The sequence below is a fragment of the Deinococcus radiopugnans ATCC 19172 genome (assembly GCF_006335125.1).
GTDB lineage: Bacteria > Deinococcota > Deinococci > Deinococcales > Deinococcaceae > Deinococcus > Deinococcus radiopugnans.
On sequence record NZ_VDMO01000006.1, the window covers coordinates 145,117 to 157,445 of the forward strand.

Genomic DNA, 12,329 nt, shown 5'->3' on the forward strand with positions numbered 1-12,329 from the left:
CCACGTTCTCGCCCTTCTTGTCTGCCTTTTCCCGGCTAGACCTCGCGGATGTACCCGGTCTTCAGGAAGCTGTGAACCATCGGCTCCAGATCGTGCAGCGCGGCGTCCGAGCGCATGGCGTACTCGGCAGGGGTCAGCTTCTCGCCCAGCGCCCGCAGGAAGGCGATGCCCGGCGCACCGTACTCGCTCCTGAACACCTGATACACGTCGGTGATGGCGTTCATGCCGTCGCGGCCCCGCAGGGTCAGGTTGTAATGGTGGTGCGCCCAGCCCGCCAAGCTGCGCGGCAGGATCAGCGTCTGCGGGCGCAGCGGGGCCGGGAACGCGCCCTCGTAGGGCAGGGTGGCGGGCAGCGTCGCGACGATCTCGCCGCGCACGTAGAAGATCGCCCCCGTGGGCCGGGCGTGCAGGCCGGTGAAATCCTCGGTCAGGTTGAACTTCCAGGCCCGCGAGCCGATGCCGCTCAGGACGTGGGCGTAGGCCGGCGAAAGGGGGTGCGCGCTCAGGGACGCGCCCTGCTCGTACAGGTTGAGCAGCTCGCCCAGGGCCTGCTCGCCGGTGGCGCTCGCGGCGGCAGCGGTCACGGTGCGGCCCTCGAACAGCAGCACGTAGGCGGTCTGGTCGCCCAGCACCGCGTACAGGTAGCCGTACCACGAATGCTCGTGCAGGTATTTGAGAAACGCGTGCAGGTCACAAAAACTCTCGTTCAGCCCGGCGTAGGTGGGCGGCGAGTGCGGCAGGAAACGCGCCAGGAACGGGGACGCACCGGGGAACATGGGCGTCAGTTCCGGGATCAGCTCGGCCAGTTCCTCGGAGGGAGAGGCCGAAGAGGCCGGAGCCGGCGCCCCGGACGCGGCGGGGGCCGCCTTCTCAGAGGCCGACTGGGGCGTCATGGCCTGCGCGGAAGGGGTCACCCGGATCGTGGGGCCTGCCGGGGCCGAAGCTCCTGGGGCGGCCTCTGAACCAGCTTCGGCACTTGGGGGTGTCGGAGCGTCCCTGAGCGGCGACTGGCCGGGAACGGGCAGGTCAGCCTCCTGGGCAGCGCGGGAAGACGGGCTTTTCCCAGCCGGGGTGCCTCTGGAGGGCGCTGGCCGGGCCGCGGGAGCGGGCTCCGGGTGAACCGGATCAGGACTGTGCGGCTCAGGCTGCTGTGGGTTCAGGGGAGAATTGGAGTCGTCGGTCACGGATGTTCCACCAGTTCCTTCAGGGCTTCGGGACGCTTGGATGCGTTGGCTCGTGTATGGGGCGGGTACAAGGGCAGGCCTTGCCAGTTTGATCATTTCAATCGTCGAAGGCCGGATTTTCTTCGACGTTGACGGTCATGGCCTGGACGGGGCTGGGCTCAATCACCTGGAGGTGCCCATTGTACCGGGCCGCGTTCTGGACGTAGCGGGCGGCGTGTTCCCCCGTGGGGGCGGGCCGCACCACGCGGGCCGGAACGCCCAGCGCCAGCATACCGTCTGGCACGTGGACGCCCTCGGGCAGCAGCGCGCCCGCGCCCAGCATGGCCCCCGCGCCCAGGCTGGAGCCGCTGAGCATCACCGCGCCCATGCCCACCAGGCTGCCCGCCCCGCACACCGCGCCGTGGACGAGGGCCCGGTGGCCCACCGTGACGCCCTCTGCCAGCACGCAGGGATGCCCGGCGTCCGTGTGCAGCACCGCGCCGTCCTGCACATTGCTGCCCGGTCCCACCGTGATGGCCTCGATATCGCCGCGCAACACCGCGCCGAACCACACGCTGGCCTGCCGCGCCACGAATACCTGCCCGATCAGGTCAGCGCTGGGGGCCACAAATGCGGTGGCATCCACCTGGGGAACAAGCTGGTCAAGAGCATAGAGCGGCACAGTCTTCCTCCAGCGCCCGGAAAGTGTGGGAACGGCAGGCTGCGTCGGCACCGCACCGGGCGAATTGCAATCAGGCTAGCACGCGGTCCAGGACTGGCTGGGAAAGCCAGTGTCAAGGGACGGGCCGCCCGGCCACCCTGTCTTTGAACCCGGTCCAGAACTATGCTCAGACAGCGGCTGGGCGGCGCATCAACCCGGCAGGGTCAGCGCCCAGTCTTCACAATTCGACATCTGAGGACCAGAACGTGCGATAATGCACCTGTCTCAAGCCCCGCGCCATTGTGCGGTTGCGGCCCAGAGGGCGGCCAACCGGGCGGCGGACTTGGAGATGCAAGGAGAGTTATGGCTCAAGGACGAGTAAAGTGGTTTAACGTTGAGAAAGGCTACGGTTTCATCGAGCATCCGGGCAACCCCGACGTGTTCGTGCACTACAGCGCCATCCAGAGCGGCGGTTTCCGCAAGCTCAACGAAGGCGACGAAGTGGAATTCGAAGTCGAAGCCGGTCAGGGCAACAAAGGCCCTCAGGCCAAGAACGTGGTCGTGACCAACGCCGCGCCTGCTCCTATGGGCGGCAACGGCGGTATGGGCGGCAACCGGGGTGGCGGCAGCCGCTGGTAAACCCCTGATCTCTTGATCAGGACTTCAACTTTTCTTTCTCTTGCGGGCGCTTTCGGGCGTCCGCTTTTCGTGTGCGCCGCGCCGGGCCAATGCCCCTCACGCATCCAGCGTAAGAGGCAGACGCCGTTGACGACGCCTGCCCCCAGGGGTTTCCCGAGATCTAGTACCGCTGTGCGATGGCCTTGGTCTGCAGGAACCAGAACAGGTAATCGGGGCCGCCTACCTTGGCGTTGGTGCCGCTCATGCCATAGCCGCCGAAGGCATGGGTACCAGAGAGCGCCCCGGTGCATTTGCGGTTCAGGTACAGGTTGCCCACCTGCATCAGCTTGCGGGCCTCGGCCAGCTTGTGCGGATCGCGGCTGTAGAAGGCGGCGGTCAGGCCGTAGTCGCTGTCGTTCGCCAGGTCGATGGCATGCCGCCAGTCGCGCGCCCTGGAAAAAGCCAGGACCGGGCCGAAGATTTCTTCCTGAAACAGGGGATCGGTGCTTTCCACGTCGGCGAAGATTGTCGGTTGAACGTACCCGCCCTCGCACTCGCCCAGCTCGGCCCGCTCGCCGCCCAGCACCAGCCGGGCCGTCTTTTTGCCGTTCTCCACATACTTCATGATGCGTTCGGCGCTGCCGGCACTGATCACCGGTCCAAGCGGCGCGTTGTCCTCGGGCAGGCCCACTTTCACCTCGGCGGCCAGTGCCCGGACCTTGTCCAGCAGTTCGTCGTAGATGCTGTCCTCGGCGATCACGCGGCTGCATGCGCTGCATTTCTGGCCCGCGTAGCCGAACGTACTCTGCACGATGCCCAGGGCGGCGGCGTCCAGATCGGCATCGGCACAGACCACCGTGGGGTCCTTGCCGCCCATCTCGGCCATGACGCGCTTGAGCCACTTCTGGCCGGGCTGCACCTTGGCGGCACGCTCGAAGATGCGGCACCCGATCTCGCGGCTGCCGGTGAAGGCCACCATGCGGATGTCCTTGTGGTCCACCAGCGGATCACCCAGCACGTCGTCGGTGCCGGTGATGAACTGAATGACATTCCGGGGCAGCCCCGCCTCATACAGCAGTTCCACCATCAGCAGGCTGCTCAGCGGCGTCTCGCTGGCGGGCTTCCAGAGCACGGTGTTGCCTGCGGCAATCGCGCCTAACGCCATGCCCAGAGGAATCGCACTGGGAAAGTTCCAGGGGCTGATACAAGCCACCACGCCGATAGGCTCGTAGACGGTGGTGACGTGCTCGTCGGGCATCGGATAGACCGACTTGCCCGCCGCCCAGCGCAGGGTTTCACGGGCAAAGACCTCGAAGTGGTCCACCGATTCGGCCACCTCGCCGTCGGCCTCGGCCCAGTTCTTGCCGTTTTCGAGGGTCATGACGGCGTTGAATTCCATGCGCCGCGCCCGCAGCAGTTCGCCCGCCCGCTTGAAGATGGTGGCCCGCTGCAACGGATCGCTGAAACGCCACGTCTCGAAGGCGAGCTTCGCGGCGTCGATGGCCTGTTCAAGCTGCTGCGGCGTGGCTTTTGGAAAGTGCCACACGGTCTCGCGCGTGTCGGCAGGGTTGTGAACGGCAAAGGTGTCCTCGCCCTCCAGCCGTTCGCCGCCGAGGTACAGGGGGAAGCGCTGGCCGACGTATTTCTCGCGGACCTGCTGGAAGGCCGCGCGCTGCCGCTCAGCCACGTCCGGCTGGGCGAAGTTGAAGTACGGTTCATGCTCGAAGGGCAGAAACCCGCCCGCAAGTGTATCCATCATGTGTGCCTCCTTGTGCTTGAGGCTGAGGCTAACACGCCGCCCAGCGCTGGCAAAGCGGCGCTGTCAGGCGCTCCACTGCAGCCGAAATGGACTGCGCGGCAGAGGGATTCCGCCCCGCCAACCTGTCAAACGCCAGGTCATCACCGGGGGGCGACGTGGCCATCCGGGTCCACCGCCACGCGCAGCGGGAAGGGAGGCGCGGCCAAGGCGGTGCGGACCTCCGGGCGATCCGGCAGCCTGACCTGAAAGTCCAGCGGGCCCGGCGCGAAGGCCTGATTGACGGCCCAGACGCGGTCCACGCCCAGTGTCTGCGTGGCCTCTGCCCCACCTCCCCGAACCGTGACCGTTACGCTCTGACCGCTGGCGTTCATCACGCGCACGTCCGGGCGGGGAATGGTCAGCCACGCGCCCAGCGCGCACAGGCCGAACAGCGCGGCCCCCACCGCCAGCCGCGCCGGGGTGGCCGGGGGACGTTTACCGCTACGCGCCCCTAGAGAGAACAGCGGGGAGCGGGGGCGGGACTCGGTCACGGAAGTATTGTGCCGCACGGGTGCAGCGGACCCTCACTGCACTTCAATGCGTCCGCCCTGACCCACCACGAAAGACGGGCGGGTTCCGGCAATTCTGGGCGTGTGCGCCGCCGCAGGCCGCCCACCGCCCGCCTCCTGCACGGTCAACCGGACCGGCTCTCCAGCCTCGCGGTCCAGCGGCACGCGCCAGGTCTGGTGGGGCCACAGGTGCTCGCGGTGCAGGCAGTCGCCGCCGCTCTGGCAGACCGTCAGGCCGCCGAGTACCGCGCCGCTGCGGTTGGCCACCTGCACGCCCGCGGCCTGAAAAAGCAGCAGGTACAGCCACAGCGCCAGGGTCAGGAAGGCCAGGGCGGCGGCAGCGGGCAGGGCCAGGCGGTCAGTCATGCCCCCAACGTTACACACGCGGGTCTGCCACGCATCATACAAATGACTCAGGGTGAGGCGGGATGATCCGTCTGTCCAGTGGTCATGGACGACTGCACCCTCAGTGGAAACACCCCCGTGAACAGCCTGGGCCACGCCAGATGCGCCTCGCCCAAGGTCAGGCCCAGGCCCTCCATCGCGAAATGCCGCTCCCACAGGGCCTCGATGCGCGGCGTCATCAGTTCCCGCAGATAGGCCTCGGCCGCTGCCCGCTGATCGCCCAGATCGTAGGGGCTGGGATCGGTCAGCCGTTCCCGCACCTCCGCACGCACGAACGACTGGTACAGCGCGTCGTCCACCATGCGGGCGAACAGCGCCTCCGCGTGGGCCGCCCGGTCCGTCACCAGCGGCGCGAGTTTGCCGAAGGCGATGGCCGTGCCCAGCGTGTTGCCCGCCGTGTTCCACGCGCTGAAGCCGGCCAGCCGACCCAGCGGCAGAGGTTGCATCAGGGTCCACAGCCGCCGCTCGGTCCCGTTGGGGTACGCGATGTCGGCCAGCGAGACGGGGCGCCCGGCCTCCAGATCGGCGTGCAGCGCGTCCACAAAGGCGGGAAGGTGACGGTGCGGCGTGTCCACCGTGGCAAAGTCCGGCTGCCGGTTGGCCTGCCGGGTGCCGGGGGTGTTGACCGCCAGCACGAAGCCGGCCTCGGCAGGCGTGTCGGCCAGCACGCAGCCGGCGGCCCGCAGCTGCGCCCGCACCAGTTCCCCGGCCAGGCGGTCCTCATAGATCAGCTCGGCCCCCGCGCCGCCCATACCGCTGTAGCGCACCCAGACCCGCGCCGTCTGTGGGGCCAGCGCCCGCGCCAGCAGCGTGCAGGGCACCTCGTCCGCACCGGGGTAGACGTCCAGCCTCTCCCAGACTCCCAGTTGATCGGCCCGCGCCTCCAGCAGCCGGCGGTCAAAGGCGGCCAGGCCATACGGCGTGGTGTCGTCCAGCGTCAGGCACAGGTGGGTCAGCACGCCCGACGCGAGCAGGTCCAGCGCGGCCAGATGCAGCGCGCGGTTGCGTTCGCGGGTGCCCAGCCAGTCGGCCAGAACCTCGGGCGGCAGGGCGGCGCGGGCCGCGTCCAGCGCCCCGGCCTCGGCGTCACCGTGCCGGGCGTGGCGGTCAAAGGCCGCGCTGTAGGCCCGCAGTTCACGCCCCCACTGGCCGTAGTACGGTTTTTCCTCGTGCGGATCGTTGTCGTGGGCCACCCGCACGATGACGCCGAAGGCGTAGATCTGGAGGTCCGGCTCCCGGCGCTTGACCTCGGCCAGCACCGCCAGCCGCTCCAGCGCTGTCTCCAGCGGGTCCGACACGCGGCGGGCCGGAATCATCCCCCCCAGGCACAGGGTTTCCAGACAGACGATCAGGACGTCCGCGTCCTCTGCCTCCCGCAGCACCCAGTTCTCCATCCAGTCCAGCGTTCCAGGCGTGGAGAAGTCGGGCAACATATCAGCCGGCGGCACCCGCACCTCCGCCCCGGTCATGGCGGCCAGTTGCACCGGCAGGTCCAGCGTCTGCGGACGGGTATCGGGCGGAATCAGCAGGACGCGGGCAGAGGATGGCATCCGTTTCAGCGTAGTACAGGCAGCCGCCCCGGTTCATCCCGGCGTCAGGGTCAGCCACGCTTCGGGGTGCAGCGGCGCGGCCTCCACCACCCGGTTGCGGCCCTGGCGCTTGGCGCTGTACAGGGCCTCGTCGGCGGCGCGCACCAGAGCGTCGGGCGTAGAGAGCGGGGGGGCGTAGCCTGCCACGCCCAGCGACACGGTGATCTGCCCCAGCGCAATGCCCGCGTGCGTCAGCGCCCAGCCGGCGATCTCGGCGCGCAGGCGTTCGGCCAGGGCGGTGGCGGCAACCAGATCGTAACCGGGCAGCAGCAGCGAGAACTCCTCGCCGCCGGGGCGGGCCGGCGTGCTGCCGGGCGGGGCCATGTCGCGCAGGGCGGCGCTGAGGCGCACCAGGGCGGCGTCCCCGGCGTCGTGGCCGAAGGTGTCGTTCAGGCGCTTGAAGTGGTCCACGTCCAGCGCGATCAGTGACAGCGGCTGACCGCTGGCGGCGGCGTGGGCGGTCTGCGCGGCCAGTTCGTCTTCCAGGCGGCGGCGGTTGAACAGCCCGGTCAGCGGATCGCGGATGGACTGCTGCAGCAGCCGGTCTTGCAGGCGCAGCCCCGCCAGCGCCAGCGACACCTGCCGCACGATGCCGGGCAGCAGGGCGCGCAGGGCTTCAGGCAGTTCCTGGCCCTCCACCGCCGGGCGCAGGCGCATGATGCCCAGGGTCTCGCCGTGCGAGAACAGCGGCACACAGGTATACGTGCCGCCCGGCCCGCCCAGGCACGCCGGGGCCAGGCGGTCCGCCCCCGGCGACACGATCTCGCCCCGGCGCAGCGCCCAGCAGCCGTCCGGGGGCGTCGCCACACCCGTTTCCCCGCCCCAGGTCGCCAGCGGCAGCAACAGGTTGCGCGAGGCGTTGTGCTGCAGCAGCGTGCCGCGCGTGCCGGGCAGCAGTTCCGGCAGGGCGCACTCCAGAATCCGCGCGCCCTCGTCCAAGCTGCGGGCCGCCTGCATCCAGTCGCCGAAGTCCCCCAACTGGGCCATCCAGTCGTTGCGGGCCGTCAGTTCATCGGCGCGCATCGCCGCCTCCTGCTGCGCCAGGGTCAATGCGCCGCTCATGTGGTTAAAGGCACGCGCCAGCACATGCATCTCCACCGAGCCGCGGTCCTCGACCTGAACGCCGTCTTCGCCCTCCGACACGCGGCGGACGGCAGCGGTGAAACGCCCGAAACTGCTGGACAGTTTGTGCGCGCTGAACAGCGTGGCCAGCAGACTGGCCAGCAGCGCCACGCCGCCCACCCCGAGCAGGGTCAGGCGCAGGCGGCGCAACTGGGCCGAGGCCACCGCTTCCAGCTCAGCTAGCGAGGCGGCCTGTCCAGCGCTGTACCGCTCCACCTGGGTGCGGATCTCATCGAGAATGGCCTTGCCACGGCCGGTCTTGACCAGGGCGGCGGCGGCGGCGGCGCTGCTCTGCCGGGCCAGCAGTTCGGGCGCGGCCACCTCATTCTGCCAGCGGCCGATCAGCGCCCGGATGCGGCCCAGGCTCCCGTCCTGATCGCTGCTGCCCAGTTCCAGCGCGGCCAGCGCCTGCGGGAGGGCCACCTGGGCCGCGTTGTACGGGTCCAGAAAGCGCGGCTCCCCGGTGATCACGTAGCCGCGCAGCCCGGTTTCCAGGTCCACGACATGCTGCATCACCTGGGCCACCGACACCAGCCGGGCACGGGTCTGGTCCGCCCGCTCGGTGGCCTGAACGCGGGCATCCAGCGTGGACGACAGCAACACGAAGGCCGCCACCAGCAGCGCCCAGAAGGGCACCTGGGACAGCAGCAGCAGGCGGCGAAGGTTCATGCTGCGCCCACTGTAAAAAGCCGAGCCGTGCAGCGTTCTTACACGCCGCCTCGTCCGCAGCGCGGCTCAGGCCTCAGCGCACGCAGCCGTCTGCAAGCTTCTTTGCCAGCGCGGGCACGTCCCGGCCCTCGTGCACCGCGTTGATAAAGGCGCTGCCCACCACCACGCCGTCGGCCAGCAGCGCCACCTCGTGGGCCGTCTGGGCGTCCTTGACGCCGAAGCCCACCGCAATCGGCACGTCGGTGTGCTGCCGGGCCAGTTCCAGCATGGCGGGCACCTCGCCCAGCGCCGTGCCTTCCCGCGCGCCGGTCACGCCGGTCACGCTGACCGCGTACAGGAAACCCGTGCAGGCCTCGGCCACCAACTTGATGCGCTCGGGCGTGCTGGTGGGCGCGATTAAAAAGGTCACGGCCAGCCCGTGCTCGGCGGCCAGATCGGCGATTTCAAGATCCTGATCCGGCGGCAGATCGGGGAGGATCAACCCGTCCACCCCAGCCTCCTGGCTCAAACGCATGAACTCACGCGGGCCGACGGCGTAGATGGGGTTGACGTAGGTCATGATCACGATGGGGGTGTCGTGGCGGGTTCGCAGCTCGCGCACCAGCTCGATGGTGCCGCGCGTGCTGGTGCCGTCCGCCAGCGCCTGCTCGCTGGCCCGCTGGATGGTGGGGCCGTCGCCCAGCGGATCGCTGTAGGGCAGCCCCACTTCCAGCACGTCGGCACGGGCCAGCAGATCATCGGCCAGCGCGGGAAACTCTGTGGCAGACGGGTATCCGGCGGTCATGAAGGGAATGAAGGCGGCGCGGCCCTCGGCCCTGGCGTTGTCGAACGCGGCGCGGATGCGGGCCACGCCCCTGGACTGAACAGCGGTCATGCCCGCACCTCCTGACGCTCGGCGTTTCCGGGTGCGTCCTCCACCTTGGCCAGCAGGCGCATCACCTCGGCCACGTCCTTGTCGCCGCGCCCGGACAGGTTGACCACAATAATTTGATCGGGAGACATGCTGGGCGCGAGCTGAACCGCATGGTAAATGGCGTGCGCGCTTTCCAGGGCGGGAATGATGCCCTCCAGTCGGGTCAGCAGTTGCAGCCCCTCCAGCGCCTGCGCGTCGGTGACGGGCACGTACTCGGCCACGCCGGTCTCGCTGTACAGGCAGTGTTCGGGGCCGATGCCAGGGTAGTCCAGCCCCGCGCTGATGCTGTGCGGCGGGGTGATCTGGCCCTCGTGATCGTGCAGCAGGTACATCATCGCGCCGTGCAGCACACCGATTCTGCCGCCCGCGACGGAGGCGGCGTGCCGGCCGGTATCCACGCCCTCCCCGGCCGCTTCCGTCCCGATCAGGCGGGGGCGCTGGCCCTCGGGCAGGTAGGCGTAGGGCGCGAAGATGCCGATGGCGTTGCTGCCGCCGCCCACACAGGCGATGATGACGTCGGGGACTTCACGGCCCTCCAGTTCCCCCAGCTGCCACTTCGTTTCCTCGCCGATCACCGATTGGAAATCGCGCACCATCGCCGGGTAGGGGTGCGGCCCCACCACGCTGCCCAGGATGTAGAAGGTGTCGCGCACGTTGGTCACCCAATCGCGGATGGCCTCGTTGGTGGCATCCTTGAGGGTGCTGGTGCCGCTGGTGACAGGAATGACTTCGGCGCCCAGCAGGCGCATGCGGAACACGTTGAGTTCCTGGCGGCGCATGTCCTCGACGCCCATGTACACCACGCAGTCCAGGCCCAGCAGGGCGGCGGCGGTGGCCGAGGCGACGCCGTGCTGCCCCGCGCCCGTCTCGGCGATCACACGGCGTTTGCCCATGCGTTTGGCCAGCAGCGCCTGCGCCAGACAGTTGTTGATCTTGTGCGCCCCGGTGTAGTTCTGATCCTCGCGCTTCAGGTAGATCTTGGCGCCGCCCGCGTGCCGGGTCAGGCGCTCGGCCAGGTACAGACCGCTGGGCCGGCCCACGAACTCGCGCAGCAGGCGTTCCAGTTCGTTCAGAAAGGCAGGATCGGTCTTGGCCTCGCGGTAGGCAGCGTCCAGATTGTCCAGGGCGGGAATCAGCGTCTCGGGCACGTAGCGTCCGCCAAAGCGCCCAAAGCGGCCGCGCTCATCCGGCTGCGGATAGCTGGGGAGGGTCAGGGTCATGGCCTCAGCGTAGGATTCCGGCTGCGAGGCGTGGGCGGGAAACTTAGACAACCTGTCTAAGTTTGTGACAAAGATTTCACTGGATGAAAATGCACAGACTGGTGCCAGAGTGGAATCAGCTCAGTCGCCGTGACTGCGTCTGGGACGGCGTCGAAGGGAGGCCATCCCAGGCTACGCGCCAGCTCTGCGAGGACTTTGCCCGGTAATTCTCCAGCTTCCCGCAGGGCCATCAGAGGCGGCGCACCGTCCCGCTTGGCAAGACGCTCTCCCCGAAAATCGGTCATCAACGGAACATGCAGGTAGCGCGGCGTCGGATAACCAAGCGCTTCCTGCAAAGCCACCTGACGCGGCGTGGCCATCCACAGGTCTGCGCCGCGCAGGATGTCGGTCACGCCCATCTCGGCGTCGTCCACCACCACGGCGAGGTGATAGGCGAACACGCCGTCGTTGCGCTGGAGCACAAAGTCGCCCACGTCTGAGCGCAGCGACTGGCAGAGGTTTGCTCCCGTCAGCTCGTCGGACACACAGACCGTTTCATCGGGCACACGCCAGCGCCGGGATGCGGGCCGATTCGGATCACGGCCAGCGCGGCACAGTCCCGGATATACCGCCTCTTCCCCGTGCGGCGCTCCGGCACTGGCCTGGGCGGCGGCGGCAATTTCCCGGCGGGTGCAGGTGCAGGGGTAGGTGTCCAGGCGGCCCAGGGCCTCGGCGTACAGCGGCAGTCGCTCGGATTGCAGGTATTCCGCGTCCCAGTCCAGGCCCAGCCACTCCAGATCGCGGCGGGTGGCGTCGTAGGCCCAGCCCCGCACCCGGCCCGTGTCCAGATCCTCGAAGCGCAGGATGTGGCGCCCCCCCTGCGCGCGGGTGTGCAGCCACGCCAGCAGCGCCGTGCGGGCGTTGCCCAGATGCATGGCCCCGGTGGGACTGGGGGCGAAGCGGCCCACCACGGGCCGGGCTGGGACGGTCATGGGAGGAGGCTAGCGCAGGCGGCAGGGCAGGGTCATGCCACCCCAGCGTCGCCGCGCACCCGGTAATGCAACAGCATCACGCCTCCCGTCAGAGGCTGATGCCCGATCAGTTCAAAGTGGTGGAGGCCAGCCGCTCTGCCGAACAGGGGAATCCCTGAGCCAATCGCCACCGGGTTGAGCTTGAGAATCACCTCGTCGATTTCGGGCAGCAGCTGTCCGGCCAGTTCTCCGCCGCCACACAGCCAGATCTCCCGCCCGGTCTTTTCAGCCTTCAGGGTTTGAACAAGGGACACGGGCGAATCCGCCAGCACCGTGACCGCCGGATCAGCGGAGGGCGGCAGGTTCCGGCTGAACACGTACTGCCGCAGGTGGGCGTAGGGACTGGCGATGCCCAGTTGCAGCGCCGGATCGTAGGTTCTGCGGCCCATGATCACGCTGTCGAAGTGCTGGCCCTCTGCGGTGATGCCCAGCGCCGCCCGCACGTGGGTGGGGAAGGTTTCCGGAAACGTCGCGGCCAGTTCGGACAGGTACGGCTCCGTCGTCTCGAAAAAATCGGCATTGCCGTCAGGCCGGGCGATGAAGCCGTCCAGCGTGCAGGCGATGAAGTACACCAGTTTGCGCCGCGTGTCCTGCATGGCACCCTCCTCATCACGACAGGTCAATTCCTTCAGCTGTGGCTGCATCTTACTAC

The 12,329-nt window shown here is 68.7% G+C and carries 12 protein-coding genes; 1 reads left to right on the top strand and 11 read right to left on the bottom strand.

The genetic code is table 11. The annotated features are described in order from the left end of the window. Positions 1-35: 35 nt before the first annotated feature. Together FHR04_RS07205 and FHR04_RS07210 are read right to left on the bottom strand one after the other, a co-directional pair. On the bottom strand, positions 36-893 hold the full coding sequence (locus tag FHR04_RS07205) for a hypothetical protein (protein ID WP_249039020.1): 858 nt from the start codon (positions 891-893) through the stop codon (positions 36-38). 388 nt (positions 894-1,281) lie between these two features. After that, positions 1,282-1,845, bottom strand: coding sequence for a gamma carbonic anhydrase family protein (locus FHR04_RS07210; RefSeq protein WP_139402008.1), 564 nt, complete (start codon positions 1,843-1,845; stop codon positions 1,282-1,284). A 342-nt stretch (positions 1,846-2,187) separates the two neighbouring features. On the opposite strand from FHR04_RS07210, the gene FHR04_RS07215 reads away from it, so the two are divergent. Then, entirely contained in the window at positions 2,188-2,463 is a 276-nt protein-coding gene (locus FHR04_RS07215) for a cold-shock protein (RefSeq protein ID WP_039684733.1), read from the top strand. 160 nt (positions 2,464-2,623) lie between these two features. On the opposite strand, the gene FHR04_RS07220 is transcribed toward FHR04_RS07215, so the two are convergent. The 9 genes from FHR04_RS07220 to FHR04_RS07260 form a co-directional block, all read right to left on the bottom strand. Then, complete coding sequence (locus FHR04_RS07220; protein ID WP_170213882.1) at positions 2,624-4,201, bottom strand: L-glutamate gamma-semialdehyde dehydrogenase; 1,578 nt, start codon at positions 4,199-4,201, stop codon at positions 2,624-2,626. 140 nt (positions 4,202-4,341) lie between these two features. Next, positions 4,342-4,731 carry a hypothetical protein gene (locus tag FHR04_RS07225; protein WP_139402010.1) on the bottom strand — a complete coding sequence of 130 codons (390 nt, stop codon included), beginning with the start codon at positions 4,729-4,731 and terminating at the stop codon, positions 4,342-4,344. A gap of 33 nt (positions 4,732-4,764) precedes the next feature. Continuing rightward, positions 4,765-5,115: a hypothetical protein gene (locus FHR04_RS07230; protein WP_039684740.1), complete on the bottom strand. Its 351-nt coding sequence runs from the start codon at positions 5,113-5,115 to the stop codon at positions 4,765-4,767. 47 nt (positions 5,116-5,162) lie between these two features. Continuing rightward, a complete protein-coding gene (locus tag FHR04_RS07235) occupies positions 5,163-6,704 on the bottom strand; it encodes a DUF4127 family protein (RefSeq protein ID WP_139402012.1) in 1,542 nt (513 codons plus the stop codon). A gap of 33 nt (positions 6,705-6,737) precedes the next feature. Continuing rightward, a complete protein-coding gene (locus FHR04_RS07240; RefSeq protein WP_139402014.1) occupies positions 6,738-8,534 on the bottom strand; it encodes a diguanylate cyclase in 1,797 nt (598 codons plus the stop codon). Positions 8,535-8,607: 73 nt separating this feature from the next. Next, positions 8,608-9,408 carry a tryptophan synthase subunit alpha gene (gene trpA / locus FHR04_RS07245; RefSeq protein WP_139402016.1) on the bottom strand — a complete coding sequence of 267 codons (801 nt, stop codon included), beginning with the start codon at positions 9,406-9,408 and terminating at the stop codon, positions 8,608-8,610. Further along, entirely contained in the window at positions 9,405-10,667 is a 1,263-nt protein-coding gene (gene trpB, locus FHR04_RS07250; protein ID WP_139402018.1) for a tryptophan synthase subunit beta, read from the bottom strand. Before trpB ends, trpA begins: the two co-directional genes overlap by 4 nt. Positions 10,668-10,723: 56 nt before the next feature. Then, positions 10,724-11,638 (bottom strand): tRNA glutamyl-Q(34) synthetase GluQRS, encoded by a 915-nt coding sequence (gene gluQRS, locus FHR04_RS07255; RefSeq protein WP_139402021.1) that lies wholly within the window; start codon positions 11,636-11,638, stop codon positions 10,724-10,726. Positions 11,639-11,670: 32 nt separating this feature from the next. Beyond that, on the bottom strand, positions 11,671-12,273 hold the full coding sequence (locus FHR04_RS07260) for a dihydrofolate reductase family protein (protein ID WP_139402023.1): 603 nt from the start codon (positions 12,271-12,273) through the stop codon (positions 11,671-11,673). Positions 12,274-12,329: the final 56 nt, after the last annotated feature.